This window comes from Ellagibacter isourolithinifaciens (genome assembly GCF_008831035.1).
Lineage (GTDB): Bacteria > Actinomycetota > Coriobacteriia > Coriobacteriales > Eggerthellaceae > Ellagibacter > Ellagibacter isourolithinifaciens.
The window spans coordinates 12473-39370 of sequence record NZ_WAJR01000003.1; the positions used below are offsets into that span (position 1 = coordinate 12473).

At 61.7% G+C, this 26898-nt stretch carries 28 protein-coding genes; 4 read left to right on the top strand and 24 right to left on the bottom strand.

All coding sequences use genetic code 11. From position 1 onward, the window contains the following. Nucleotides 1-11 precede the first annotated feature (11 nt). Nucleotides 12-2972 carry an S-layer homology domain-containing protein gene (locus tag F8C90_RS02175; protein ID WP_158048814.1) on the bottom strand — a complete coding sequence of 987 codons (2961 nt, stop codon included), beginning with the start codon at nucleotides 2970-2972 and terminating at the stop codon, nucleotides 12-14. 237 nt (nucleotides 2973-3209) lie between these two features. Between F8C90_RS02175 and F8C90_RS02180 the strand changes: the two genes are divergently transcribed. Beyond that, nucleotides 3210-4298, top strand: coding sequence for an FAD:protein FMN transferase (locus F8C90_RS02180; protein ID WP_246155751.1), 1089 nt, complete (start codon nucleotides 3210-3212; stop codon nucleotides 4296-4298). Nucleotides 4299-4726: 428 nt separating this feature from the next. On the opposite strand, the gene purB is transcribed toward F8C90_RS02180, so the two are convergent. From purB to F8C90_RS02225, 9 genes are all read right to left on the bottom strand, one after another. Beyond that, a complete protein-coding gene (purB, locus tag F8C90_RS02185; protein ID WP_158048816.1) occupies nucleotides 4727-6070 on the bottom strand; it encodes an adenylosuccinate lyase in 1344 nt (447 codons plus the stop codon). 77 nt (nucleotides 6071-6147) lie between these two features. After that, nucleotides 6148-6819: a potassium channel family protein gene (locus F8C90_RS02190; protein WP_158048817.1), complete on the bottom strand. Its 672-nt coding sequence runs from the start codon at nucleotides 6817-6819 to the stop codon at nucleotides 6148-6150. Between the two features lie 67 nt (nucleotides 6820-6886). After that, nucleotides 6887-7549 carry a potassium channel family protein gene (locus F8C90_RS02195; protein WP_158048818.1) on the bottom strand — a complete coding sequence of 221 codons (663 nt, stop codon included), beginning with the start codon at nucleotides 7547-7549 and terminating at the stop codon, nucleotides 6887-6889. Nucleotides 7550-7641: 92 nt separating this feature from the next. Then, nucleotides 7642-8397: a CMP-2-keto-3-deoxyoctulosonic acid synthetase gene (locus tag F8C90_RS02200; RefSeq protein ID WP_158048819.1), complete on the bottom strand. Its 756-nt coding sequence runs from the start codon at nucleotides 8395-8397 to the stop codon at nucleotides 7642-7644. Between the two features lie 279 nt (nucleotides 8398-8676). Continuing rightward, nucleotides 8677-9015, bottom strand: a complete 339-nt coding sequence (locus tag F8C90_RS02205; RefSeq protein WP_158048820.1) for a PspC domain-containing protein — start codon at nucleotides 9013-9015, stop codon at nucleotides 8677-8679. Nucleotides 9016-9033: 18 nt separating this feature from the next. Then, nucleotides 9034-9909 (bottom strand): hemolysin family protein, encoded by an 876-nt coding sequence (locus tag F8C90_RS02210; RefSeq protein ID WP_158048821.1) that lies wholly within the window; start codon nucleotides 9907-9909, stop codon nucleotides 9034-9036. Nucleotides 9910-9990: 81 nt separating this feature from the next. Beyond that, nucleotides 9991-10593 carry a PAQR family membrane homeostasis protein TrhA gene (gene trhA / locus F8C90_RS02215; RefSeq protein WP_343030121.1) on the bottom strand — a complete coding sequence of 201 codons (603 nt, stop codon included), beginning with the start codon at nucleotides 10591-10593 and terminating at the stop codon, nucleotides 9991-9993. Between the two features lie 281 nt (nucleotides 10594-10874). Next, a complete protein-coding gene (locus F8C90_RS02220) occupies nucleotides 10875-12665 on the bottom strand; it encodes a PH domain-containing protein (protein ID WP_158048823.1) in 1791 nt (596 codons plus the stop codon). Further along, nucleotides 12665-13153, bottom strand: a complete 489-nt coding sequence (locus tag F8C90_RS02225) for a PH domain-containing protein (RefSeq protein ID WP_158048824.1) — start codon at nucleotides 13151-13153, stop codon at nucleotides 12665-12667. The genes F8C90_RS02220 and F8C90_RS02225 overlap by 1 nt, the downstream gene beginning before the upstream one ends. Before the next feature lie 238 nt (nucleotides 13154-13391). Here F8C90_RS02225 and F8C90_RS02230 point away from each other — a divergent pair, with 238 nt between their 5' ends. After that, nucleotides 13392-13835, top strand: coding sequence for a GatB/YqeY domain-containing protein (locus F8C90_RS02230; RefSeq protein WP_158048825.1), 444 nt, complete (start codon nucleotides 13392-13394; stop codon nucleotides 13833-13835). A 579-nt stretch (nucleotides 13836-14414) separates the two neighbouring features. Here F8C90_RS02230 and F8C90_RS02235 read toward each other — a convergent pair. The 4 genes from F8C90_RS02235 to F8C90_RS02250 form a co-directional block, all read right to left on the bottom strand. Beyond that, entirely contained in the window at nucleotides 14415-14639 is a 225-nt protein-coding gene (locus F8C90_RS02235; protein ID WP_158048826.1) for a hypothetical protein, read from the bottom strand. A gap of 78 nt (nucleotides 14640-14717) precedes the next feature. Further along, on the bottom strand, nucleotides 14718-17348 hold the full coding sequence (feoB, locus tag F8C90_RS02240) for a ferrous iron transporter B (protein WP_158048827.1): 2631 nt from the start codon (nucleotides 17346-17348) through the stop codon (nucleotides 14718-14720). Between the two features lie 145 nt (nucleotides 17349-17493). Beyond that, nucleotides 17494-17733, bottom strand: coding sequence for a FeoA family protein (locus F8C90_RS02245; RefSeq protein WP_158048828.1), 240 nt, complete (start codon nucleotides 17731-17733; stop codon nucleotides 17494-17496). 158 nt (nucleotides 17734-17891) lie between these two features. Next, a complete protein-coding gene (locus tag F8C90_RS02250) occupies nucleotides 17892-18161 on the bottom strand; it encodes a FeoA family protein (protein ID WP_246155741.1) in 270 nt (89 codons plus the stop codon). A gap of 292 nt (nucleotides 18162-18453) precedes the next feature. Between F8C90_RS02250 and thrC the strand changes: the two genes are divergently transcribed. Both thrC and F8C90_RS02260 read left to right on the top strand, forming a co-directional pair. Next, nucleotides 18454-20034, top strand: a complete 1581-nt coding sequence (thrC, locus tag F8C90_RS02255) for a threonine synthase (protein WP_158048829.1) — start codon at nucleotides 18454-18456, stop codon at nucleotides 20032-20034. Nucleotides 20035-20082: 48 nt separating this feature from the next. Continuing rightward, nucleotides 20083-20427, top strand: coding sequence for a winged helix-turn-helix domain-containing protein (locus F8C90_RS02260; RefSeq protein ID WP_158048830.1), 345 nt, complete (start codon nucleotides 20083-20085; stop codon nucleotides 20425-20427). On the opposite strand, the gene F8C90_RS02265 is transcribed toward F8C90_RS02260, so the two are convergent. From F8C90_RS02265 to F8C90_RS02310, 10 genes are read right to left on the bottom strand one after another with little or no spacing between them, the layout of a single operon-like run. Further along, nucleotides 20424-20774 (bottom strand): hypothetical protein, encoded by a 351-nt coding sequence (locus tag F8C90_RS02265; RefSeq protein ID WP_158048831.1) that lies wholly within the window; start codon nucleotides 20772-20774, stop codon nucleotides 20424-20426. The genes F8C90_RS02260 and F8C90_RS02265 overlap by 4 nt on opposite strands. Further along, nucleotides 20771-21121, bottom strand: coding sequence for a DUF192 domain-containing protein (locus F8C90_RS02270; protein ID WP_246155742.1), 351 nt, complete (start codon nucleotides 21119-21121; stop codon nucleotides 20771-20773). Before F8C90_RS02270 ends, F8C90_RS02265 begins: the two co-directional genes overlap by 4 nt. Next, nucleotides 21118-21642: a hypothetical protein gene (locus F8C90_RS02275; RefSeq protein WP_158048832.1), complete on the bottom strand. Its 525-nt coding sequence runs from the start codon at nucleotides 21640-21642 to the stop codon at nucleotides 21118-21120. The genes F8C90_RS02270 and F8C90_RS02275 overlap by 4 nt, the downstream gene beginning before the upstream one ends. After that, on the bottom strand, nucleotides 21642-22106 hold the full coding sequence (locus F8C90_RS02280) for a TadE/TadG family type IV pilus assembly protein (RefSeq protein WP_246155743.1): 465 nt from the start codon (nucleotides 22104-22106) through the stop codon (nucleotides 21642-21644). Before F8C90_RS02280 ends, F8C90_RS02275 begins: the two co-directional genes overlap by 1 nt. After that, nucleotides 22106-24253 carry a molybdenum cofactor biosynthesis enzyme gene (locus F8C90_RS02285; RefSeq protein ID WP_158048833.1) on the bottom strand — a complete coding sequence of 716 codons (2148 nt, stop codon included), beginning with the start codon at nucleotides 24251-24253 and terminating at the stop codon, nucleotides 22106-22108. Before F8C90_RS02285 ends, F8C90_RS02280 begins: the two co-directional genes overlap by 1 nt. Next, nucleotides 24243-24746 (bottom strand): TadE family protein, encoded by a 504-nt coding sequence (locus tag F8C90_RS02290; protein WP_158048834.1) that lies wholly within the window; start codon nucleotides 24744-24746, stop codon nucleotides 24243-24245. The genes F8C90_RS02285 and F8C90_RS02290 overlap by 11 nt, the downstream gene beginning before the upstream one ends. An 8-nt stretch (nucleotides 24747-24754) precedes the next feature. Beyond that, nucleotides 24755-24997 (bottom strand): hypothetical protein, encoded by a 243-nt coding sequence (locus tag F8C90_RS02295; RefSeq protein ID WP_246155744.1) that lies wholly within the window; start codon nucleotides 24995-24997, stop codon nucleotides 24755-24757. Beyond that, nucleotides 24994-25206 carry a Flp family type IVb pilin gene (locus tag F8C90_RS02300; protein ID WP_246155745.1) on the bottom strand — a complete coding sequence of 71 codons (213 nt, stop codon included), beginning with the start codon at nucleotides 25204-25206 and terminating at the stop codon, nucleotides 24994-24996. Before F8C90_RS02300 ends, F8C90_RS02295 begins: the two co-directional genes overlap by 4 nt. A gap of 29 nt (nucleotides 25207-25235) precedes the next feature. Further along, on the bottom strand, nucleotides 25236-26165 hold the full coding sequence (locus F8C90_RS02305; RefSeq protein ID WP_158048836.1) for a type II secretion system F family protein: 930 nt from the start codon (nucleotides 26163-26165) through the stop codon (nucleotides 25236-25238). Beyond that, nucleotides 26165-26887: a type II secretion system F family protein gene (locus F8C90_RS02310; protein ID WP_246155746.1), complete on the bottom strand. Its 723-nt coding sequence runs from the start codon at nucleotides 26885-26887 to the stop codon at nucleotides 26165-26167. The genes F8C90_RS02305 and F8C90_RS02310 overlap by 1 nt, the downstream gene beginning before the upstream one ends. Nucleotides 26888-26898 lie beyond the last annotated feature (11 nt).

Genomic DNA, 26898 nt, shown 5'->3' on the forward strand with positions numbered 1-26898 from the left:
ACCGTAGGTTCCTATAGAATGCCCCTCTCGAGCGCATTTGAGAGCACCACGGCAACGCGTTCGCGCGCGATGCGTTCGCCCGGTACGAGCTGATGCGTGCCGTCGGGCAGCTCATACCCGCTGACCACGCCCTGCTGAATCGCCCACGCCGCAGCGGATCTCGCCCAAGGGGAAATGCTCTCGGCATCGATGAGGAACGAAAGCGCCGCCTCGTCAGCATTGGACGCGCCCTTCAGGTTAGCGAGAATCTGGAGAAGCTGCTCCATCGTCACCGCGTCATCCGGCCCGAACGCCGTGCGCGCGCCCGTCTCGTCGGCATAGCCGTTCATGACGCCGTTCGCAACCGCCCAGTTCACCGCGCCCGTGTACCACACGCCGTCGCGAACATCGGGAAGCGAGGTCTCGTTTTTGGCAGCGCTTGCGTCATAGGAGCCCTCGGCTGCCGGGTCGGAATAGCGCCAGAGCACCATCGCGAGCTCAGAGCGCGTAAGCGACGCGCCGACGCCGAACAGCGACGCCTCGCTGTATCCGCGCATGAGGCCGGCATCCGCGACCTTCTTCACGCCGGGCGCATACCACGCATTCGGGTCAACATCCCTGAAGCGCTTCTCGATAGAGGGGGCAGGATCGGAACCCTCCGCATCGGGGTCGTAGGTTTTCGCGACCTCCGAGCTGCCGGGAGTCGCACCCTGGCCGCCCGCGACGGTGATGTCCGACTTCTGGGACACCGCAACGTCGGCGGCCACGCCGTCGCCCGCCTTATACTTGGAGGGGCCGCCTATCGAGCCCTCGCCCGCCGCGGGGATGTTGCCGCCCGTGGCCACGACGGTCGCAACGCCGACCTTGCCCTGGCCGCCGATGCCCGCGCCGCCGTTGCCGAGCCCCAGGCCGACCGATCCGCCCGTGGCAGTCAACGAGCCCTCGCCGACGATGGAGCCTCCGTCGAGCTTCACGCCCGCGCCGCCGTTGCCGCCGGTCGTGTCGACCGAGCCGCCCTTGGCGACAAGCGAAGAGCCCGCCGGGATAGTCACCGTCGCACCCTTGCCAACCACGAGGGCGGACTGGGCATCACTGCCCGATGTGATACCGCAACCGGTGATCGCGTTCGCGCCCTCGAACGTGACGTTCCCATTTACCAAGACAGGCGCCTCGGGAGCTTTGACCTGGTAATTTCCATCGGAGAGGAAGTTAGCGTGCGAGACAATCGTGGCGTCTTTGAGCGTCGACCCATCATTGAGCACGATCTGACCCACAAACGACGAGGAGTTCTTCGCGGAAACCGTGCCGCCGTTCACTTCGACCGTTCCGTACGCCACGGAATCGTCAAGAGTGAGCTTCGCACCCTTCTCGACGACGATCTTCACGCTGGAAAGCACCTTCATGTTGTGCAGCGTGACATCGGCGCCGGCAGGGATGGTGAGCGTTTCGGTGCCGAAGTTCCCGTTCTCGCCCTTGCCGATGGTGCCGTACGTGCCGGACTCGTGCGAGCCGTAGATGTCGGCCAGCGTGGTGGGGACGGTCGCGTTGCCCGTCTCGGCAATGGTATAGGGCTCCATGTCCCACGATGTCGTGCCCTCGGGAAGGTCAGCGATGCGCTCGGCGAGCGTCTTGTCGTTGTCGTAGATGCGCATCTCGACCGCGTTGCTCTGCTCCGTGCGGGCGCCGGATGTCACCGTGGCAACGACCTGATAGGTGCCTGATTTTGCGGGGGTACCCGTGATGAAAACCGAGCCCATTGTCACCTTCGCCGCCATACCGCTGCCTTCAGGAGAAAAGGAGACGCTGACCTTGTCCTGGCGCTCGCCATCGTTCTTCGCCCAGTCGTTCCAGGCCGTCCACTCGCCTTCGCCTTCCTTCACCTCGACATCGAGCCGGTTGTTCTCGGACGAGCTGCTGCCGCCGCTCGCACCGCCACCAGCCGACGCGAGGGCGATGCCGTCGTGGTCGAGGCTCATCATGCTCGTACCATCGACGACGAAGCACTGCAGCTTGCCGGAAAGGCGAACCTGGATCTGCTGCTGGACCTCGAAGGAGAGCATTTCAGCAATGGAATCGGTCGAGCCGTCGTCCTTCGTCGCCTCGGCGGTGAGCTTCACCTGATAGCTGCCCGCCGCAGGAGCCGTGCCCGAAAGCGACACTTGGCCGCTTTCGACCGTCGCGGAAAGGCCCGCCACATCTTTGCCCTCGGCATCGACGACGGCAGCCGAGAACTTTGCGTCCGCCGCCTTCGTTCCCGCCACGCTAAACGCGAGATTCTGGTCGACCGAGCTTCCCTCGACTGCAGGGGCAAATGCCTTGTCGCCTGCGAAAACAAACGAAAGCGACTGGTACGTGTCAGCAGGCTTGCTAACGTTTTCGGGCTCTTGGGTCGACCCGGTGTAGGTTGCCGTACCGTTGTTCTCGATCTTGCCGGTTGCGAACGTGCAGTCCTCGAAGATCGCCTCGCCGTTCACCACGGGTGTTTTGGAAAACGAACAGTTGGAGAACTTCACCTTCGCGCCCGCATCAACGGTAACCGTCGCGCCACCGTCATCGGATTTCGCATAGAAGTTCACGCGGTCAATCGAAACGTCGCTGCCTGAGGGGATGACGAAGGAGAGCGCGCCCGCATACCCGATGCTAACAACCTTCGGCCCCTGGCTGAAAAAGCCCTCGGAATAGCCGGCGATTTCAGCGAGCGACGAGGGGATGGTAACCGTCCCCGAATCCGAAAAGCTGGTTCCGACGTGGACTTTTGTGTACCCGTTCGACGCGGCCTGACCGAGATAATACGACAGCCCGTAAGAGCTGTCGTCGATGTAATAATATCCGTCGTTTGTGCTCAGCGACTGAATTCCGCCATCGTCTTGCGCTTCCCCGTCGGCGAGCGCCACCACGGGCGTGCCTGCCATACCCGCCGCGAGCACCGTCGCGACACCGGCTCGCGCCGCGGCTTCCCACGGTTTAATCGTCTGCGCCTTTTGTTTCTCCATATGTTTCCCAGCCTTTCTGTGGGCTCATTTCGGGACAATCACTTTTCCCCGTGTCGACGCGTGAGTTTACCATAGTTGACTTATATAGGTAAGCCATGTATAACTTTTTTTGATACATTTCACGCCTCATTGCAAGGAACACCTGTGAACGATTACGCAAGCAGCTCGAATACCGACTCGAACGAAAGCCACCGCGTGCCCCGCCCTTTCTCGGCGGACGCACCCTCCCCTTCCTCGATGCGGGCGCTCCAACCTTCTTCGACAGACGTGCCCCACCCCGAGGAAACTCAGTGGCGCGAACGATGGTTCCACGCATTCGACACCGAGTGCTTCGTGAAAGCGCGCGCAACCGAACACGATCTCGACCAGGTTGTTTCTCTCTGTGCGCGATACGAACGGCTCCTCAGCCACACGTTGCCCGGAAGCGATATCTGGGCCGTGAACCACGCAGAGGGCAGGCGCACGAAGGTCGATCCCGAAACGGCAGCACTCGTTCGCGAGGCGCTTCGATACTGCTCGAAGTCGAGCGGCCTTTTCGACATCACGCTCGCGCCGCTCGCCCGCCTTTGGAACTTCCACGCGGCGCACGCCCCTTCGGAGGGCGATATCGCCCGAGCGCTTCGCCATGTGGGATGGCAGCGAGTCGATGCAACCGAGGACACCGTCATCGTCACCGACCCCGAGGCCGAGATAACGCTCGGGGGCATCGCGAAGGGCTACATCGCCGATCGCGTGCGCGATTTACTGGTTGACCAAGGTGTGCGCGACGCGTTCATAAGCCTTGGCGGGAACGTTGTAGCCATGGGGCGCTCCCCTCACGGCAGGCCGTGGAACATCGGGGTGCGATCGCCCGATTTCCATCGCGACCAGGAGAGAGAGCGAATCGAGAACGAGGCCATCGCACGATCGCCGCACGGGATCGACAAGCGCGCACTTCGCGATTTGGGGAGAAGGCCCGAGAAGCCTGCATGCGTTCTCACCTGTTCCAATCTGTCCGTAGTGACGAGCGGAATCTACGAGCGCTGCTTTCTCAATAAGGCGACCGGGACGGTCCACCACCACATCCTTGACCCGAAAACGGGACGCCCCTGTGAAAGCGACCTCGCGAGCGCAACGGTTCTTTCGCGCACGTCGACAGAGGGAGACGGCCTGTCCACGGCACTTATTATCATGGGGTGCGATCGTGCTGCGGCGTTTATCCGTGAGCAGACCGACGCCGCCGCCCTCTTCATCAGGCGAGACGGGTCCGCGGCCGTCGCCGGCAACGAGGAGATCCTCAAAGAGACGCACGCAATCGAGATTGCCGGCGCGGAAATCGTCAAGTAGAAAGTACGGCATGCGTCATGGGACGAACGTCGGGCCGGGAATGCGAGTGCCGGGCGAGGGGCAATCAGGGCGCGGGCACTCAAGAAAGACAAAGTTAGGAATTTCACTGTACAAAAATGACGGTAAGTTGTGAAGAAAATATGAAGACAAGCAACTTCGAGCTATGCATGTCCTGAAAACGTCCCAATCGGTACACTTTCAAAGCTAGTTATTCCCCACTTTCTTTTATTATGGGGTTCAGCACATAATTCCTACACAAGATATCGTCATTTTTGTACAGGGGTAGCCCCATCGAGAGCAATAGATGCAAGAAAGGCCCTGGAACCCGAGCAGGTTTCAGGGCCTCGAAAAGCAGCCAACGAGGCAATTCGCTGCAAACGATCCCAAAGTAGAGATTCAAGCAAGCTGAATCTCCAGCCTGCAAGCGGCTAGAACTCCAGGCTCTCGAGACGCTTGAAGACCTCGTCTTTGCGCGTGAGGAAATCCCACGGATCGAAGATCTCGTCGAGCGTTTCCTTCGTAAGCTTCGCCTCGGGGTCGGCCTCCAGGCGCTCGCGATACGTCGGTCCCTCGACGGCGTTCTGGATATCCGCCCATACCTTCATGGCGTTGCGCTGCACGATGACGTATGCCTCTTCGCGCGTGATGCCCGTCTGCACGAGCGCGAGCAGCACCTTCGAGGAGAAGATAAGCCCGCGGGTGCGCCACAGGTTGTGCTCCATCTTGTCGGGGTACGTCTGCAGGCCGTCCAAGATCCACTGCATCTTGCCGAACATGTAATCGAGCGCCGTGAAGGAGTCGGCAAGTGCGACACGCTCGGTGCCGGAGTGGGAAATATCGCGCTCGTACCAAAGCGCCACATTGTCAAGCGCCACCTGGGCGTTCGCCTTCACCACACGGGCAAGGCCGCAAACGCGCTCGGCGGTGATGGGGTTGCGCTTGTGGGGCATCGCCGACGAGCCCTTCTGGCCTTTCTTGAACGGCTCCTCCGCCTCGATCACGTCGGACTGCTGAAGCAGGCGCACCTGCATGGCGATCGACTCGAGCGTCGCTGCGGCGCATGCGAGCGCGCACATGACCTGCGCATGGCGGTCGCGCGCGAGCACCTGGGTCGAAAGCGGGTCAGGCGTAAGGCCCAGCTTCTCGCATACGTACTGCTCGACGAACGGGTCGATGGAGGAATACGTGCCGACCGCGCCCGAGATGGCGCCCGTCGCGGCAACCTCGCGTGCCTGTTCGAGACGCGTCTGAGCGCGCTTCAGAGCCCATGCCCAGCTGCCGAACTTCATGCCGAAGGTCATCGGCTCGGCATGGATGCCGTGGGTGCGGCCCACGCACAGCGTGTTCTGGAACTCGAAGGCGCGGCGCTTGCACGTCTCTCCAAGCTGCTTCACATCTGCCAAGATGATGTCGATTGCCTGGGTGATCTGGTAGGAAAGCGCCGTGTCTCCCAAGTCGCTGCTGGTCATGCCGTAGTGCACCCAGCGCGAGGGCTTCTCCTCGCCCTCCGGCACGTCGGCATCGATGTACTCAGCCATGTTGGTGGTGAAGGCGATGACGTCGTGGTTGGTGACCTTCTCGATCTCGTCGATGCGCTCGACGGTGAAGTCGGCGTGGTCACGAATCCACTTCGCCTCTTCCTTCGTGATGCCGGCTTTCCCCAGCTCAGCCTGCGCCTCGCACGCCAGAATCTCGATTTCCTTCCAGATGGAGAACTTGTTTTGAAGCTCCCAGATTGCGCCCATCTCAGGACGCGTGTAGCGGTTGATCATTGCGCTTGCTTGCCTTTCCCGTGTCGATCGTTCCCGTTTTGCTTGTCGCTAGCATACTATACGCCCGCGCGCACTGGCTAAAGCCCCTTGAACAAAGCGCGCACGCGGTCGAGCGCTTCGGTGTCGGCGACGACGACCGCCTTGTCCCCGGGATGCAACACGGTGTCATGGCGCACCACCTCGACGTCGTCGGCGGTGTCGACGGCGACGATCAGGCTACCGTCGGGCATGGGGATGTCGCGCGCGAGCACGCCGTCAGCGTTCGAATGGTAGCGCATGCGCGGCACCGTGACCTCGGAGAGCGCAACGTTGCCGTGCGTGAGCGAGGACACGACGCTCACCGATCCCATAAGCGCTTCCTCTTCGATCATGTTCGCGATGAGCGTGGTGGAAGAGACGCTCTCGATGCCGACCTCATGGAAGATGCGCATGTTCTTCGGGCTGTTCACGCGCGCAATGCATCGGGGCACGCTGAACACGCGCTGCGCGATCTCGCACGACACGAGGTTGCTGTCGTCCTGGCCGGTCGTGGCGACGAACACGTCGGCGTGGCGGATACCTGCGTCCTCTTGGAACTTCGAGTCGCAGCCGTCGCCGTGGATGATGAGGTAGCGACCCGTGAGCTCCACCGACAAACGGTCGGCGGTGCGTCGGTTCTGCTCGATGACAGCAACCTCGTTGCCGCTCTTCAGAAGCACGTTCGCAAGATAGGCGCCGATCTTTCCGCCGCCGTTGATCACTACATACATGAATGCCCTTTCACAAAAGGGGCGCGACGTCCGCAAGGCTCGGTGCGCGATGCGGACAGACGAGCCCCTACTCCTGGATGTATTTGCTGAACATGGGAATAAGCTCGTGGCGCACGCACGCGAGCACCGAATCCCCCTGGTAGAGAACGCTTTCCTTGTTGGGAATGGAACTCGCCGACCCATCACCGCGCTCGAAGGCGATGATGCGGATGTCATGATCGCGCTCGAGCTCGCCCACTCGGATCGTGCGCTTCCCCTCGCGAGAGCTCAGGTCGAGGGAGAATCGCAGCACCTCGAATTCCCCGAAGGTGTCGATATGCGCGCCGTGGCCCGATACCACCTTCGAGAACACATCCTCGGCGACGAGCGATGTGCCGCACACGTAGTCGATGCCGAGCTGCATGTAGGCTCGCTCGTGGTCGGGGTTGTACAGGCGCGCGATCACGTGGGGAACGCCGAACAGGCGACTTGCGACCTCCGCGACCATGAGATTCGTGTTGTCGAGCTGCGTGACGGCCGCAACGACATCACAGTCGTCCACACCCGCCTTCACGAGGGTGTCCTCGTCGAAGCCGACGCCCTGCAGCGTGGAGCCGTTGAAGTTGCGACCGAGGTTCGCGAACGCGTCGGCGCTCCTGTCGATCACACAGACGTTGCTCCCGTTGTCGGAAAGCATGTTGGCGAGCTGCGAGCCCACGCGCCCGCACCCTACCACGATGACATTGCTCATAAATCGCCTTTCGCCGCGACGCCGTTTAAGTGCTTAGCATAGCGCATGCGGAAAAGAAAAGGCCGGACTCGCGCCCGGCCTTCAACCTTACGTTAGATTTTCGACATTTCCCGAAGCGTGTCGCGGAACCAGTTGTCGTAGTTCGGCGGACAGTACTTCTGAGCGTTCGAGTAGCTGATGGTATAGCCATACCCCTTCGCAAGGCCTGCGACATGGGCGTTGATGGCTTCTTCCCACGAGCTCCAACCGGTAGAGCCCCAGCCCCACGCATTGTGCGGCAGGAAGCAGTTTGCACCCTTGGTGGACTCGGTATTGGAAATAGCCGGCGACCAGCGAGGATCGACGCCGTTTTCCCATGCAGCGGTGGCGAAAGTCTCCCCTTGACCGGCAAGCGGGGACCCCGCGAGATAGTTGTTGATGCGATTCGCCCACTCGGAGATGAAGGCGTCCTTGCCGCAGCTCCAATCCACTTCGGCGAGCTGAGACATCGCAGAAGAGGCATCAGTGGTGCGCGCCTTGGAGAGCGCCTGCTCGGCAGCCTGGATGCGAGCCTGCTCCTCGGCGAGGGCGGCTTGCTCGGCGGCGATGCGCTCGGCTTCCTTCTCGGCCTCGACGGCCTGAACGCCTTGGGTGATGTCGCGCGATGCGGGCTGCGACAAAACGCTGCCGACCGATGTGTCGGACACGTTGGAGACAAGTACCTCGGCAGCCGGCGCCGAAAAGGCAGTGCCGCCGAACGGAGACGACGAGCCGCCTGCCGCGGCAAGGCCATAGCCGAAGCAGCCGACTGCCACGACGGAGGCGCACCCGATCGCGGCGATTTTCGCGACCAAGCCCGTCTTCTTCATATTATTTCGACGTGTTACCACGCAGTGTCAACCTTTCTCGAACAGCACGAGACCTAACCGCCGAAGCGGTGACAGCGTATTGAATTGTGGGTGGGATTGCTGCCAAGAGAAGAGCTTATGCTGTTGTTTGCAAGGCATAATTTTACCTTATGCGGGGGTTTCAACGCAAAATCTTGTGGAGAACGCTCCACGGTTTGTTCGATATTAAGTAGTGAAATTTTTATCGTACCTGGTAGTTGTTGTTCTTAATTTTGGATTGAACAAGAACGAATTTCACACTCAGCGGAACGAGCGCGGCGGTTTCGGAGGCAAATGGCCGACCCCCACATAGGTTTGCCGCTCGCTTTCGGAGGACGGCGCGCTGCAATCGATGGGCCCGTATTTCTCGGAGGACGCCGACTCCGGACGGACGTCGAACACGTCCCCGGAAACCGACGATTTCGGCAAGACGAAGATGAGCGCCACATAGGCAACGACGAGAAGGCCGCCCGTGAGCAGCGTGCCCGCGACAACGAGGATGCGCGCGACGATCGGGTCGATGCCGAAGTAGCGTGCAACGCCCGCGCACACGCCTCCGAGCCGCGCGTTCGCATCTCGCGTGAGCTTCCTTCCGACCACGGTGCCGTCCCTTTCGCCCTAGTGCGTCTTTTCCTGCTGGCCTTCCCCCTCTTCGGCGACGTCGGCCCCACCGGCCAAACGTTCCACGCGAATGGTGGAAATGCGCGAGCGGCGCATACGCTCGATTTTGAACGAATAACCGCCCACCGTGAACTCATCGCCCATCTCCGGCACGAAATCGAGCGTGTCGATCAGCCAGCCGGCGATGGTCTCGTAGTCCTCCGACTCGGAGACCGGCCAGCCGAGCGCCGCCGCGTCCTCGACCGGGAAGCGTCCATCGACGCGCCATACGCCGTCGGAGAGCTTGGTGATTTCCTTGCCCTCCATGTCGTACTCGTCGACGATTTCGCCTACGATTTCCTCGATGATATCCTCAACGGTAATTAAACCATCGGTCCCACCGTATTCGTCCACCACGATGGCCATCTGTTGCCGATTCGTTTGCATTTCCTTGAGCAGCGGGAAGATGTCCTTGGTCTCGGGGACGAACAAAGGCTCGAAAGCGTACTTCGCAGCAAGGTCGTCCTCGCGGCCGTCGATGAGCGGCCCGACAAGGTTCTTGTAATGCACGATGCCGATGATGTGGTCAGCGTCCTCGTGAAAGATGGGAAGGCGCGAGTAGCCCGTGCCGTGCATGCGCTCGACCGCCGTGCGCACCGTCTCGGTGTCCTCGACCATGATCATGTCAACGCGCGGCTGCATGATTTCATGCACCGACATGTCACCCAGGTCGATGATGTCGTGGATCATGCGCTTCTCGTCGTCGGCGAGCTCATCGTTGTCGGCGACGATGTCTTTGATTTCCTCCTCGGAGACCGTCTGCTTCTTCGCCGACCCGAAACGTGAGAAGAAGCCGGTCAGACCCTTCTGCTCCTCGTCGCTCATCGTAATCATCCACTCCTCGTACTCTCAAGGGACGTCATCCCCGAAAATCCATCCGCTGCGCCCGTGACGGTGCGGACGCTCACCTCGCCGCTACATCACATACAGCGCCACGGCCAGAAACTGCAGCACGCTCGCCGCAACGACCATCACGTGGAATACCGAATGCATGTAGGGAATCTTCTTCAACACGTAGAATATGCAGCCAACCGTATAGACCAGGCCGCCCGCGACCAAGAGCGCAAGACCCTCCATGGGAAGGTTCGCCACAAGAGCCGGCAGATACGCAACGACGCACCACCCTAAAAGAAGGTAGAGCACCGCCGAAATCCAGCGCGGGCGGAATACCCAGAACGCCTCGCAGGCAATGCCCGCAAGCGCTACGATCCACACGAACGCAGCCAGGTAGATCCCCCCGTCGTTTCCAAGCGTGACCAGGCAAAACGGCGTATACGTTCCCGCGATGAACAGATAGATCCCGCTGTGGTCGAGCACCTTGAACACACGCTTGGCGCGATCCACCGCGATAGCGTGGTACAGCGTCGACATGAGGTATTCCACCAGCATGGTGATGGTGTAGACGAGCGCCGCCGCCAGCTTCACGCCGCCGCCTGCGCGCACCGCGATCACCACGAGAATGGGAATCGCCGCGATGGCGAGCAGCGCACCGATACCGTGCGTCACAGAGTTGGCGATCTCCTCGCCGAGCGTGTACTCACGAACGTTGCGACGTGCGCGATCGGCGTTCGCAGACGTGTTGGCGGGCTCGTTTCTATGTTCGCGCGCCTCAGAGAGGGTGCGCGGCTTGAACTGAGAAGGAGTCCACGCCCGAGGCGTGGGAGGATGCTCTTGCGCACGCGAAGGCGACGCAGCGGGCAGAGGGGCGTCTTTGCGGGCGGCAGGCCCAGGCGCCGAAGGGTCAGACGCCGAACTTCGGCCGCCTTTCGAATCGGATGTCGCATGTGTGTCCATGCGTATCACTCTATCACATTTCCCCCAGGGACAAGCCACGCCAGCCATGCGGCGGCATCTTCTTCACATGCGTCGATCAGCCTGGTCGAGGTGCCTTGCAAACCCGCAGCTGTCCGCGCGGTGATGGTCGCCACCTTCGCACGGCGTTGGAGGGGGTTCGACTTCGAGAAGCCGAACTGGATCTTCTCGCGAGGCAAGCAAACCGAGACCGAGCCGAGGCCGCCGTTTTCCACTTGCATAAAGCGCCTGTTGAACGAAAACCACGACGAGCGGGCCCAGAGAACCGCACCCATGGCGGCGAGCACCTCAGCAACCGCGCACGCGACGTAGCCCACAAGCGCGATCCGATCGAACCAGAAGAGCTCCCCCGCCGACATGAAGTCGTCGCCATAAGCGCCGATGCCAAATATCACGCCCACGTGGAGAAGCGCAAGCGCCACAGCGCACCAAAGCCCCCATCCTTGGATGACCGTGCGCCTGACCAGCGCACGGCGAAGGGCCACCTTGGGAACACGGCGACGCTCGGTCGGCATGTCGGCGAACTCGGGAACGAGACCCGCGACGATCTCGGGCACGCGGTCGACCTTCACGAAGGGATGCACGACGAGCGCGCCTTCGGAAAGGGAATCATCCATGCCACCCGACCCACTCGACGCATCCACCTTCCCGAGCGACAGCTCGCAGAAGCCGAAGATACGCCTGACGAAAGTCTGCTTCACGACAACCGACTGCACGCGATCGACCGACACGCCGTGGAACCTGTGTTGGAGAAGGCCGCGCTCGACCTCGATGCGGTCGCCGCGACGGCGCGCCTTGAAGCCTCCGAAGGAGATGCAGGTGCCGAGCGCCGACATCACCCACACGAACAGGGACAGCGCGATGAGCCCGACAACGATAAGGGCGATGAGGCTGTTGCCGAAAAGCGCGAGGCCCGCGTCGGCGAGCACTTCTGCAACGGCTCCGCCAGCCTCGCCCGCCATTTGCGAGACGAAGTCGGCGATCTGCGAGAACACGCCGATGATGCCGACGACGACGAGAACCAGCGTCGTGTTGTTCGAAAGCCCGGTGAGAATGAGTTCGCTGTTGGTTATGCCGTACTGGAAGGAGATGCGCCCCGTGTCGACCTCGCTCCCGGCGAATACGCCGCGCACGTCGTCCCACACCTCAGCAGGCGCATCGAGCACGTTGCCGAAGCTGCTCGGGGCGTCGGCTTCCCGAAAGGGCGCCCCGACGGCCGCAGACTTGCGAGCGAACAGGTCGGCCCGCAGCGCCTCCGCGTCGGCCTTGCGCAAAAACGGCACCGACACGGCCTTGTTCGACGCGCCGCCCGCCGTGTCGATCTGCACCGTGCACACGCCGAACACGCGCTGGAGAAGCGAGGCTGTCTGGTCGACCGACTGGATGCGCCGGTAGGGCACATGCACGCGCTTTTTGTTGAAGATGCCCGAATAGAAGCTGAATTCCTCGTCGCCGAACTCGTACCAGATGTGCTTGTAGGACACGAGTCGGTAGATGAGGCTCGCAGCGAGCGAGACGATGACCGTGCCCAGGAAAAGCAGGGCGATGATAATAGCCGCAAGCCCGCCGTTCACGAACTGCCCGAGGCTGTCGGGGTTGAACAACTCGGGGATGATCTGGGGAAGCACGCCGACGAGAAGCGCCGCGAACACCGCAGCGGCACCCTGAAGACCGCCAAGCCAGATGTAGCTGGAATGGACCGCGTGCCTCTCGCGATTCTCGCGCCTCTCGCGATTCCCGTGCCTCTCGCGATTCTCGCGGTTTTGGACCCCGTCCATCACATGTCCTCGCGCGCGATCCGGGCAAGCTCGGCCGCGCGGTCACGCACCTGGTCGGCGACGTCGTTCGCAAGCCCGGGGATGACGTGCTCGCCAGCGGCCGTGGCGACGGTGACGCTCGAGAGCCCGAAGGCGCGCAGAATAGGCCCCTGGCGCGTGTCGGTGTTCTGGACGCGAATGAAGGGGATGATGCAGCGCTTGCGCCAGATGATTCCCTTGGCGATGTCGAGGTAGTCATCGTGAAGCTCATAGCGCCAGCGAACATAGCGAATGGGCGGCAGCACAACGAGGAACACCACGAGCAGCACCGCAGCAATGGCCGAGAGCACGGCGACAAGGGCGAACGCCCAAGGCGCCGGTTCGATGGCGGCGCAAATGGCGAAGGGGACAGCGCAGCAGAGGTAGCCGAGCACGATCCAGATGGCGTCGTTTACCCGCCACACGTTCTTCACCCGAGGATCGAGCTTGCTTTGAGGGGTTCCGTTCATAAGGAAAGCCTTTCTCGAGCGCGCCCGCGATGCGAGCGCTTTCCCCATGATAACAAGTGTCGGCAAACTTTTCGTAAAGCGAATGGGAAAGCCCTGCGACGCCAAGGGGTAATGCAGCCATCGAACCTGCTCACGGCATCGATGGCATTTGTCGCCTTTTTGCAGAAGGCCGCATGGGCCAGCCAAATTGTGTACGATGGAAAGGCTGAATCGATTGCGCAGCAGGAAAGAGGGAATCATGAAATACCAGGAGCTGCAAGACGAAGTGAAGGCCGCGTTGAAGGCGCACGACAAACCGCGCGTGTCCATCCTGCGCCAGGTGCACGGCGAAGTGAAGAACATCGAGGTGAACGAGCGCCGCGAGATTACGGACGCCGACGTCGACGCCATGCTCAAGCGCGTGATCAAGCAGACGAAGGAGACGCTCGAGGGTTCCATCAAGGCGGGGAACAACCAAGAGCGCACCGACCTTCTCGCCGCGCAGGTGGAAATTCTCGAGTCGTATCTTCCCAAGCAGGTTTCGGGCGACGAGCTTATCGCGCTCATCGAGAAGACGCTCACCGAGACCGGCGCCGCCTCGAAGAAGGAGATGGGGAAGGTAATGGGAGCGCTCACGAAGGCGACCGGCGGAAACTTCGACAAGGCCGCGGCCGCGGCCGAGCTCGGCAAGCGCCTCGCCTAGCGCAGAACCCGCGCGACCCGCTGCTACGTTCTGGAAACAGCGCCCGACTGCTTCTAAGTCCGCAAGGGCTTCAAAGCGGTCGGGCGCTGTTTTTTGCGGGAACTCGGCTTGTGTTGTGCGAGACGACAGGCGGAACCGCTGTACGTAGGGCAATAAAAAACGCCCGAAGGCGCTTTTCTTTTCGAGGAGAGGAGGCCGGTGAGGGCGAGGGGGGGTAGGCCCTCACCGGCTTGTGATGGATGGCCAGACGAGAGGAGCCTCCACCACCGGGTCAGCATTAAGAAGTGTGCTGGTCAGCGGGTTCGTTTTCTTGAGAGAGAGGGGGGGATTCGAACCCTCGCTGCTGACATTTGTTATCTTAGGTTAACCTTGCTGGCGCGTCAACGGGGTTAGCCATGGTTTACAATTCCTCCACAAATATCTTGTAAGTTGGTAGGAAAAATAGCCATCCCTAAGAGCGGCCTTATCCCCGAGGGCGATCCTGCTAGGAAGATGCTCGCATGAAGACCCTCTCCCTAGACGCAGGAAAGCCGGGCACTTTCGCACCCGGCCTTCCCCATTGGCTCGTAAGAAAACACGCTATCTGAGCGCCTTGTCCATGTCGGCTACCATGCACTCGACCGATCCGCAGCCGGAACAGCCATGGCAGCTTCCACATCCGCTTCGAGGGCTATCGCTATCCCCGCAGTGGTCGTGGCAATCGCACAGGCCGCGCGTCGCGATGCGGCGCACCGCCAGCACAGCAAGCACGGCGATGACGAGTGCGACGACGATCGTCGATGGCGTCCAGACCAAACCTATCATAGGTGCGCCTCCTTTCTTGCGGCTCTATATCGGGGAAGCGCCCGAAAGCGCATCCCCAAAAGTTACTCTTAGTATACTTTACGCTGCCTCGTTCTCGGTTTCAAGCTTGCGAGCGACCTTTTCGTCCTTCTTGTCGTAATTCGGCATCGGGCGGAAGATTTGGAAGAGCATGAGCGCCGCAATGATGATGGCGATCACGGTCCAGATGCCGAAGCTCACTTCGCCCAAAGCCAGACCAACGAACTGGTAGAGCATGCAACCCACGCACCACGCAAAGCCGCACATGTAGCCGATGGTGATCCAGAACCACTTAGCCGAACGCTGCTGCTGGCGAATGGTGCCCATTGCCGCGAAGCACGGCGCGCACAGCAGGTTGAAGGCGCAGAAGGCGACGATCGCGGCGGTCGACCCACCGAGCATCTGGGCAAAGCCGTACCACAGCTGCGGGTCCGCCTCGCCGAAGTCGCCGAGCTGGGTGATGATGCCGACGGTCGCGACGACGTTCTCCTTCGCAACGAGGCCGGTGACGGCGGTTGCGGTGGCTTGCCAGTTCGCGAAGCCAAGCGGCGCGAAGATCCAGGCCAGCAGGTTACCGAGGCCAGCCATGAGGCTGTACTCCATGTAGTCGGGCGCCTCGGAGTCAAGCAGGCCGAAGCCTTCGCCCGCGTCGCCGAAGTTCATGAGGAACCAGATGACGATCGTGGACAGGAAGATGATGGTACCTGCTTTGATGATGTAGCCCTTCACGCGCTCCCACATCGAGAGCAGGATGTTCTTCACGCCCGGCATATGGTACTGCGGAAGCTCCATGATAAACGGCGTGGTCTCGCCGGCGAAGAGCTTGGTCTTTTTCAGCATGATGCCGGAGATGATGATCGCGATGACGCCCATGAAGTAGAACATCGGGGCGACATACCAGGTGGCGTCGGAGTTGCCAGAGGCAATCGCGCCGAACACGAGGGCGATGATCGGCATCTTCGCACCGCAGGGAATCATGGTGGTGGTCATGATCGTCATGCGGCGATCCTTCTCGTTCTCGATGGTCTTAGTTGCCATGACGGCGGGCACGCCGCAGCCGGAGGCGATGAGCATCGGGATGAAGGATTTGCCGGACAGGCCGAACTTGCGGAAGATGCGGTCCATGATGAACGCAACGCGGGACATGTAACCGCACAGCTCCAGGAAGCCAAGGAGCAAGAAGAGGATCACCATCTGCGGGATGAAGCCGATAACGGCGCCAACACCTGCGACGATGCCGTCCATGACGAGCGACTGCAGCCACGGGGCGACGTCGGCGGCCTCAAGGGCGTTGCCGATGATAGCGCCAAGACCCGGGATCCACAGGCCCCAAGAGCCATCGGAGGGGTCGGGCTCTTCGACTTCGAGGGCAGCCTGGTAATCAGCGAAGGTGATCGCCTGCTCCTCGACCTCGCCGTCGTCGCCTTCGACTTCCATCGTGGCAACAGCGTGCTTGGCCTGGGCCTCCTCGTCGAACGCCGCAATCGTGGCCTGGGCATCGTCGTACTCGGCAACGGCATCCTGGTACTCGGCCATAGCATCGGCGTCGGTGGCGTCTTCGGGAGCCTCAGGCTCGGCCAAGGCCAGTGCGTCGAGCACTTCCTGGGAGTCATCGGAGGGAAGGCCAGACACCTCGTCCTCGCCGAGGATGTTCTCAACGTAGGCGGTAATCTGCGCCTGGGCGTCTTCGTACTCGGCCGTGGCCTCGTCGAACGCCTCGCCGCCGGTGTAGAGCCAACCGTCGCCGGAGATGCCGTCGTTGGCCCAGTCGGTCACAACGCCGCCGCCAACAGAGACGGCAAGCCAGTACACGAAGAACATGATGACGATGAAGATCGGCAGGCCGAGGAATCGGTTCGTGACGACGCGGTCGATTTTCTGGGTGGTGGACATGCCCTTGGTCGACTTCTTCACCGTGTCGTCGACAACACCAGCGATCTCGTCGTAGCGGGCGGAGGTGACGATGGACTCCGCGTCATCGTCGAGCTCGGTCTCGAGCGCGTCACGGATGGCGTCGACCGTTTTCTTGTCGGCGTCCGTCAACTTGAGCTGGGAAATCGTGCGCTCCTCGCCCTCGAGCACCTTGATGGCGAACCAGCGGGCGGTCGCAGGGGAAACTCTCGAGCCGAGGGCGTCGATGATCTTCGCGAGCGCCGTTTCGATCTCGTCGGAGAAGCGGATCTGCGGCGCGGCGGGAACGCCCTTCTTGCCGAGCTCGATCGCGGTCTTCACAAGCTCGTCCATACCGCGGCCCTTGAGCGCCGAGGTGGGAACAATCGGGCAGCCGAGTTCGCGGGAAAGCTTGTCGACGTCGATCTTGTCGCCGTTCTTCTCGACGAGGTCCATCATGTTGAGGGCGATGACCACAGGCAGGCCCAGTTCAAGAATCTGCGTGGTCAAATACAGGTTGCGCTCCAGGTTGGTCGCGTCGATCAGGTTGATGACGACGTCCGGGTCGCCATCGAGAAGATAGTCGCGCGCGACGATTTCCTCAGGCGAATACGGCGAGAGCGAATAGATGCCGGGGAGGTCGGTAACCGTGACATCCTTGTCCTTGGTGTACTTGCCTTCCTTCTTTTCAACAGTAACGCCAGGCCAGTTGCCAACGTATTGGTTGGCTCCGGTCAGGTCGTTGAACATGGTCGTCTTGCCGCAGTTCGGGTTGCCGGCAAGCGCAATGCGAATTCCCATGATCTACCTTTCCAAAATCAACGATGCTTACCTTTGCTGCTTCGCCGAAACGGCGGCACCCTGAAGAGTTGGTGCGGTCGCTTCGATAAGTTAGATAGCACTAACCGCCAAGCAAAGAAAAAGGCCTGCAAAGGCCCTGCTCGAACTAGAGAACGAGCACGCTTTCGGCTTCGCTCTTGCGCAGCGAAAGCTCATAGCCGCGAACGGTGACCTCGATAGGGTCGCCGAGCGGAGCCACCTTGCGAACGAAAACCTCGACGCCCTTGGTGATGCCCATGTCCATAATGTGGCGCTTGAGGGCACCTTCGCCCACAAGGCGGCGCACCGTGGCGGTCTCGCCGATGGCGACATCGCGCAGCGTCTTGTCCTGGCCTGCTTCTGCCATAGCTTCTCCTCCTTTTCCTTCCTGCCTCAAAAGTCGTCTTATTGCCGCAGCTTTCCGCGCAGTTGCGGAAACAGGCGCAATGCGCCCCTTGCTGCAGCTTTAGCTTTTCACGGGGCGGGCGCACTCCCCTTTGCGGAAAGTGCAGCCGTCCACGAAAACTAACGGGTGATGATTCGTTGTGCGACCTGCTTATTCAGCGCGACCTGCGCACCTTTGACCTCGACGATGAAGTTGCCCGCCTGTTCCGAGACGACCTTCACTTCAGCGCCGGCGACAAAGCCGAGATTCTCGAGATGATGGAGCACATCGCCCTTTTCGCGAACCTTGACGACGGTGCCCGTCTCGCCCGTTTTCATGAAGGTGAGCGGCATCTGCGCCATGGAAGGTCCCGCAACGGTTGCGGTGCTCATGCCTTTGTCCATCGCCATTGCTTCCTGCATCATAGCTACCTCGTCTTTCTTTGCTAACCGTGGTTAACATCTAGCTATCATATGCCATTGCTGGCTCGATTTGGAAGCCTTGGTGAACTTTTTTGTTTCCTGCGGCTAATCTCCATAATTCGCCATGGTTAATTTTTCATTACGAAACGCCTTGCAACCAGGCGCCGAAGCAAAGGTTGCGATAATGGTTGAATTGCAAAAATTGCGGATAATTTCCCTTTAAGATGTTTTCGCAGATAGTATAGTAAGCATGACTTATCTGAACGCGGAAGGTTGCAACATGAAAGACAGCTTCGCCCCGGCTGCAGGCGTAAACGAGAACTTCTATTCCGACACGCGCGGCCTCGTGAGCGACCCCGTCCCCTTCACGAAGGCGGTCATTGACGGCCTGGCACACGGAGGCGGCCTCTACGTCCCTGCTCACGTGCCGGCACTTTTGATCGACGAGATTTGCAGCTTGGCGGAGATGCCCTACTCCAAGCGCGCCGCCACGGTTTACCGCGCCTTCGGCGTCGACCTGCCGACCGAGCGCATCGAGGCGCTCATGGAGAGCGCTTACGGCGACCAGTTCGACGACGAGCGCATCTGCCCGATCACCTCGCTCGACGAGAACACCCACGTGCTCGAGCTGTGGCATGGCCCCACGAGCGCGTTCAAGGACATGGCGCTGCAGTGCCTGCCCCGCTTCTTCTCTGCAAGCGCCGAAGCGCTCCGCGAGCGCGGAGAGCTCGACCACGACTTCCTTATCCTGGTGGCAACTTCGGGCGACACGGGCAAGGCCGCGCTCGAAGGCTTCAAGAACGCCGAGCACGTGCGCATCGGCGTGCTGTTCCCCGATGGCGGCGTGAGCGACATCCAGCGCAAGCAGATGGTCACGACCACCGGCGACAACGTGCAGGTCTGGGGCGTGCACGGCAACTTTGACGACTGCCAGACCGGCGTGAAGAACGTCTTCGGCAACGAGGCGTACGCCGAGAAGCTGCTCTCCGAGCACAACGTGACCTTATCGAGCGCGAACTCCATCAACTGGGGACGGCTTATGCCCCAGATCGTGTATTACATCTCGAGCTACGCCGAGCTGGTTGCGAAGGGCAAGGTCGAAGCCGGCAAGCCGATCGACGTCTGCGTCCCCACGGGCAATTTCGGAAACATCCTCGCCGCATGGTACGCCAAGCGCATGGGAACCCCGATCGAGATGCTCTTCTGCGCGAGCAACGAGAACCGCGTGCTCACCGACTTCATCAACACCGGCACCTACGACATCTCCGAGCGCGACTTCGCACTGACGCCGTCGCCGTCGATGGACATCCTGGTGTCCTCCAATCTGGAGCGCCAGCTGTTCGAGCTTTCCGGGCGCAACGCTGAGGCGGTTCGCGGCTGGATGTCCGACCTGCGCGAGAAGAAGTGCTTCCGCGTGGACGCCGACACTTTTGCTGCGGTGCGCGCCGAGTTTGCGGCCGACTCCGTCGACAACGAGACCTGCCTTTCCACCATCAAGGAGGTCTTCGATGCCAACGGCTATCTCATCGACCCGCACACCGCGGTCGCCTACAAGGTCGCCGAGCAGCTGCGCGGCGAAAATCCCGTGCTCATTGCAAGCACGGCCCATTGGGCGAAGTTCGGCGACAACGTGTATCGCGCGCTTCACGGCATGGCGCCCGGCGAGCCGCTTCCCGAAGAGGCTGCTGCGCTTTCGGGATGCCAGCTCAACGAGCTGATCGCCGACGAGACCGGGCAGCACAACGTGCCCGCCAACCTGGCAACCCTCGACGCGGCGCACGTGCGCTTCGAAGAGGTTATCGATAACTCGACCGAGGACATCGAGCACGCAGCAGCGGCTTTCCTCGGCAAAACGAACTAGCAATCAGAAAACCACAGGCAAGCAGAAACCGTCGAAAAAGGGGAACCCATGAGCAAGCTCACCAACCTCACTCCGTCCATCAGGCTTTCTATCAAGAACCCGAACTCCGAAAGCGGATCGGTGTTCGGCCGCGGCATCGCCGATTTGTGCCTCGGCGTTCGCGAGAAGGGCTCGCTGAACGCCGCCGCGAAGAGCATCGGCATGGCGTACAGCAAGGCCTGGCGCATCATCAAAGAAACCGAAGCAGCCCTGGAAATCCAGCTGCTCAATCGCGACGGCGCCCACGGAAGCAGCCTTACCGACGAGGGAAACAAGCTCCTCGACTCCTATCTTGAAATCGCCAAGCGCGTTCAGGAAGCAGCCGAGAAGGAATTCCACCGTCTTGTCGACTAGGCATCGACGGCTCTCGTCTGCCCAGCTGGGGCGCATCCCGCAAAATCGACGGCAACCCGCACGCCTGCGGCGCCTTCCGGCACCGCGATATGAAGTACGAGGTCCCGTTTAGCTGGTTTCGCATCCGCTTTGCCTTCTTGGCGCACGTCCGCAGGGCGTGCGCCTTTCTTTTTCTCCTCGGCTTCAGCCAAATTGCGGGCTTTTCCCGAATAACCTGGCGGCTCCTCTGGTTCAAACCCGCCCCCATGCGCCTTTTCGACATCGGAGGAATCAAATCGATGCAGGCATCCGTAGCAAGTGTCCATATCGTCGAACACCCGCGCCTTGCACGCAGGGCACATTTTCATCTTGCTGGTCCTTTCCGCTCCCTTTGCGCCGCGTAGGCAACAAGCCCCACGCGATCCCCTTCTGAAAACCAAGTCCCGCATTCGGCAAAGCGCTCGATAGTCGCCACCGCACGAGGGCATCGCAGACGCCTCATCGGGCCCACCGCGCGATACGATTCGAGCACCACGCCGCAGCGGTCGACGAACGCGATGTCAAGTTTTCGAACCATGCCGACGGTATGCACGTCGTTGCACGGCATGAGAATCAAAGGCTCGCTGCACCTGCGCCGCAAAAGCAGCCCGCGCGCCCTCGACGGGCCGTCCGTCGCCACCATGAGCTGCGACCAGGCGCGATCGCTCGACCTCAATCCTCGCTTATCGCGCACTGCACGACCACGCTTGCGCCCTCCCCCACAGGCACGCACGACACCATCGCCCACAGGCACACGCCCCCTTCCTTCACGAAGACCGAGCATCCCTCGATGCCCGTTTCCGACTCGACCCATCCCTTACGCGTAAGCTCGCCCTCTATCTGCGAGAACTCGCTTTCCGCCGAATGTGCGCACGAGAACCCGACGACCCCGCCCTCGCCCGAAACCCGCACCGACTTAGCCCCACCGAGTGCGAAGAGCTCTTCCTCGAACCATGGGGGCACCGCCTCGATTCCCGTTTGCTCGCCCGCAAGCGACACCGCAGCATCACCGTCGCCCGAACCAGAGCCGCCCTCGAGCGCGAACTTCACCTGGTCTCCCGCATCTTCAGCCCAGAGCGCGCGGCCCATCTTCGTCGCCGCACCCGCAACTCCAAGCCCATCGTCGATCGCCACCGCAAGCACGACGGCGACCGCGACCGAAAGCAAGGCGGCAAGCGCCCGACGCCCCTGCCCCATCAGAACAGCACCCCCGGCTTGTAGACATCCACCACCAACTCCGTCGAATGCTCCAACTGCGGAAGCGACACGCCGAAAACGGAGGACTTCAAACCCATGCCGAAAAGCGTCGGAGTGAAGCGGAGAGTCGCTCTGAAACGCTTCTGCCCGAACGACTCGCTTGCCACCGAAACGCTTGCCTCTAAGTAGTTCTTGTCCGCGATACCCATTCCCTCTTCGATTGCATCAAGCGCAGCGGCGCAGCTTTGGCTCGTGTCCTCGCCATAAGCCGGAGACGTCGCAAACACGCGCACCGCATTGCGGGCAAGCCTGTCGAATGCGGCGCACTCCGAGAAGAAGAGCATCGCGTTCATCGCAATCACCGCAATAGCGACGAGCACCGGGATCATCACGGCGAGTTCGACGGTCATCTGCCCGCGCTCGTCGCGCGCGCAGCCGAACCTTTCCTTCAGCAGCCCGCTCATCAGTGCCACACCCTCGTGCCGGTGACGCTCGCAACAACCCCGCGGAGCGCATCCGCCGCCGCGCTCACCAACTCTCCCGTCGCCCGCCTCACCGAATCGGGTAGCGTGATGGTTATGGGAATCGAACCACCGCCAAACGGAAACTCGATACACACGACCTCGATTGCGCCGTCCGCACCCTCAAGGGCCCGAAGCGCCTCGTCTTCGACCTTCCCGACAAGGGAGTCGAACAAGCTTGCCGACGAGCCCGAAGTCGAGAGCACTCCATTGCGAATCACCTGATAGCGGCTAGAAAATGTACCCGAGTCAGACGCGGCGACGTACCCCGTGCTCACCAGTACGGGCTTGAGAGCATCCAGTTTCGCAGGCGCAAACCCCGCTGCTTCGACGATGTTCGCAAGCCTGCCTGCCGCCCATACGCCCAACCCGCTTGCACTTGCGAGCGGCAGCGAATCGAGCGAACGGCGAATCGCGTTGTCGATCGCCTCTTGCCCGTCGCAGTAAGCGCGGAGGGCGAGCGACCACACGTCGAGCGCAAACCTCGCAGCGCCAACAGCCGCTCCTCCGTCTTCGGCCAAGCCGTCGAGGAGCGAGGAGACGACCGTGCGGCCCTCTTCGCTTTCCTCCTCGAGCAGCGTTGCACCCGAAACGGCGGCTCTCGCCCCGAGCGAGGACGATCCTTCCACGAACGAGCTCGCGAACCCGGTATCCGCAGGCGCCGCAACGAGGTTCACGACCATCGAGACGGCCCCCTTGTATCCAGGAGGCTTCGCATCGATGCGCATGCCGCCGATTTCGGAGAGCGCCTCCTTGCACTTTTCAAGCAGCCCGCCAGCCTTGCCCTTCACCTCCCTCGCCGCCTCGTCCTGCTTTGCGCGGGCAGCCGTGTAATCCGCCGCAGCTCGCGCCACAGCGCTGTAGTGGTACTCGAAGCCGTTCGAGATAGAGCTTGATGCGGCGGCCACCTTCCCGAGACTCGAGGCGGTGAAGCGGCAGACATCGCACACGGGGTAGTTTCCCGCCTCCATCTGGGCAATGGAAGCTGTGCCCATGCTGGGAGACGCATTCGGGCAACCTCCCCACGCATGGAGCGTCGTCGCGCCCGATGAGTCCTTCCCAAGCGGGAACACCGAATCCGTATAGAGCCTCGTCGCCTTCATCTCCGCCGTGTTCTTAGGGAGCAAAGGGAAGAAGGCGTCGAAGGAATCTCCCGTGTCGAGCACGAACCCGCGCGACACCTCGGCAAGCGCAAAACGGTAGAACACCTTGCGAAGGGCGGACTCGGCTTGCTCCTCTATCGCCGAGGACTGAGGAGCCTCGTCTTCGAAGCGCGCCGAGTAATAGGCTTTCGTGCGATCGAGGGCAACGGAGAACGACCACGCATCGACCGTGTGGAACAGCGGGTTCGATGTCGAGGAAATGCTCGAAAGGGCTTCGGCGCGCTCGTACATGCAGTACGCAGGCGCATCGCCGCAATCGCGCTTGAATCCTTCCTCCCTTGCCGAGAAGGCCTCTTTTGCAGCCTCTTCGGCCTCTTCAGAGGCTTGTTTGAGCGACTCGGCGTCCTCGGATACAGCGTCGGCGGCATCGGAGAGCGCCTTCGATGCCGCCACCTCAATCCGCTCCCCCTCTGCGGGGACGAGCATCGCTATACCGAGATAGCTCGCAGCCATGGCACCGCCCGAGTTTGAGCTCGCCGTCGCATACGCGCTCGCCGCCGCAAGAAACGGCAGGGCCTCCTGGAGGGCATTGAGCCCCGATGCGGCACGCTCGGCGAAGGTGTTCCTCGCCTGAAGTACCTTCGTCCCCAGGTTCACCAGCTCGATTCCCAGCTCTGCTGCAGGAGGAGCGCAGAGCGCGACGACGCCCAAGCCGAACATCGCGGCGCTCGTCAGCGAAAGGGAAAGCACCACGGCATCGCACACGCGCACGGCAATCATGAACTCGGCGACCTCGCCCTCCGCCGCGAGAACGCATGCGTCGGCAACGTCTTGTATGTCCGCGGAGGCCGAAGAGACCCGATACACCTGGGCCGCTGAGAACACGAGGGACAACGTGACCAAGAGGGCGACCGCCATGCCGAGCGTCGAGAATCCCCCATCGTCGTCCCAGAAGGCACCGCGCCCGCTCTTGCGTTTAAGCCTCATCGGCCCACGCTCCAATCCATTCAGAGGGAGACCTACCCGCCGCGGCCTCGGCAACCCATGCCGGCTGCACAGGCGCCGAGGCCTCGACGGAAACCTCGAAGTCCTCGCCATCGTTGACTGCCCCTAAAAGGCGGGCGCCCACCCCGATAAGCGGCAGCGGCTTCGCCTTCGTCGCAATGCGCACGCGAACAACATCGCTCGACTCCCCGCCCTCAAGCTCCACCTCCCACGTGCAGCCTCCTTGGTGAACATGGAAGCAATCCTGCTCGGGCACCGCACCCAGCCGCCTGAGAGCGAACGCCCTGCACACCCCCGAAGGGTCCCCCTCGGGAGTTGTCGCGAGCAGACGGCACGTCTCCGCGGCAGCTTGCTGCATGACGATGCGGTCATAGAGCAAGATGCCCGGCTGTACGAGCAGTATCACCAACGCAAGCGCGATAGGAAGCGCAAACGCCGCCTCCACGGTCGCTTGACCAGCATCTTCGCGAAACATCTTGCAAACTAGAACGCGAACACGTCCGCCACCGACCCCAAGGCAGCAAGCTGCAGGTGATGGGAGGCCGACATGAGCGCATGCTCCACGAACAGCCCTTCCCCCATCGCCTTGGCAAGCACGCCCAGCGCTACGACCATACACAGCACACCGGCGAGCACGACGGCGTATTCCACCGTACCCTGCCCTCGCTCCGATCGCATCTTGTCGGCGAGGGGCGCGAGGGCGGCCTTTGCCCTCGGGACCGTCACAGCCCGTTGATACCGTTTGCAATCGCATCCCAAAGCTCCTGGATTTTCGGCCGGAACAAGGTTATGGCGACTATCGCGATCACGACGAGCACGCCGACGAGAATCGCGTACTCGGTCGTCCCCTGCCCCTTCTCGCAAGCGAGCTTCGCCTTTGCTGCACACCATGCGCCTATTGTGCGTTGACCGATTTCGGCACGCACCCTTCTCATGAACATCATCCTGCATCCACCTTTCCTTTCTAAAAACCGCCGACCAGTTCAAGCAGCATCGGCCCTAACACCAAGATGAGCATCGCGGGGAGCATAAGCGTCCCCGTCGGGACCATCATCTTCACCGGCGCCTTCGCGACCTGTTCCTGCTTGAGCGCACGATACGACGCCCTCGCTTCGCGCGCCGTCGCCTCGAGCCCCTCCGCAAGCGAGGAGCCGTATCGCAAAGACCGGATCACGGACTCGATTGCCCGCGAGAAAAGCGCCGAATCGTAGGTTTCGGCGACACTGCGAAGCGCATCGTCCCGACGAGCGAGCCCTAAGGCCCATTGCTGACGAGCTGACGCTAAGGAACGTGAGAGCAGCGTGTCGAAATGACCGATGTACACGTCAAGGCTCCTATCAAACGACAGGCCGCTCCTCAAACCAAGTGAGACCACCTCGAGCATTTCGGGAAGATGCCGTTCGAGTTCTTCCGCCCGATCCTTCTTTCTTTTCTCAAGCGCCCTTTTCGGAGCCGAGAAGCCCCACAGCCCACCCGCCGCCGCAAGCAGAACGGCGAGTTCCGAGGAAAGCGCGCACCCGAGAAGAGCACCTGCGGCGGCTGCGAAGAGCGCCAAACGAAGCCGCGCGTCGAGGAACCCTGCGATCGATGCCGACGAGGCCAAGCCCGCCTGTCGAATTACCTGGGCAAGGGCCTCTTCCCGTCGTGGGGGAACCGGGCGGGCAGACCGCTTCTTCGCAACGCGGCTTCGCGCCTCGACAAATGAGATCACCCCGTCCGAGATGCCCTTGCCCCCACGAGGGCCAGCCAGACCTTCCCCCGAGAGAGAAGCCCGGCGCCTCGCCGCGGCACGGCTTTTCTCGCGCGCGCGAACGGCTTCGGCAGACGCGACGAATCCCATGCCGAATGCTCCGACGCTCGCAATCACCGCGACAACGCCGCTTTCCGCAACCATCACTCCACCTCGACCTTCAACATATGGCGCACGGACACGATGCCCGCGACCTGCATGGCAACGGCGATGCACAGAAGCGCCATCCCCGCGAAGCTCGAGAAGAAGGGACCGAGAAAATCTTCGCTCACCAGCGAAAACAGGGCGACAAGGACAATCGGCATCACGCTGACGATGCGGGCCGAAAGCTTCGCCTGAGCGGTCTGGACGCGAAGCGAGCGCGTGAGCTCGAGCTCACCTTCGACGGTCTCCCGCGCGGCGTCGAGCACGCGCTCCATGCTTCCCCCCGTTTGATGCTGCACGTCAAGCGCAACGGAAACGAAGGCGAGCTCGGGAACCGAGTTCCTCCCTTGGAAAACCGAGAGTGCCTCGCGTGTGCTGCCGCCCGTCTCGAGAAGGTGAGCTGCGCGCTGGAACAGTACCCCAACAGGACCTTTCGTAGCAGCCCCAACCTGCTGCATCGTCTGGAGAAGCGACTGCCCCGACCGAAAGCACACCGCCATCGAGCGCAGCGCGTCGGGAACGGCCTCGCGCATACGCTCGCGCCGCTTGTCTTCCGAGCCCTTCGCGTAAATTGCGCACGCTGCGGCCACGCACAAGGCGAGGGCCACACCGCATATCGGAGCCGCAGTGAGCGCAGATCCGCCCACTCCTACGATGAGCATCGCGGCGAGGACGAGCGACAGCAACGACTCTTCGGTCGCTATGAATCCAATCCCTTCCACGGCTGTGAGCA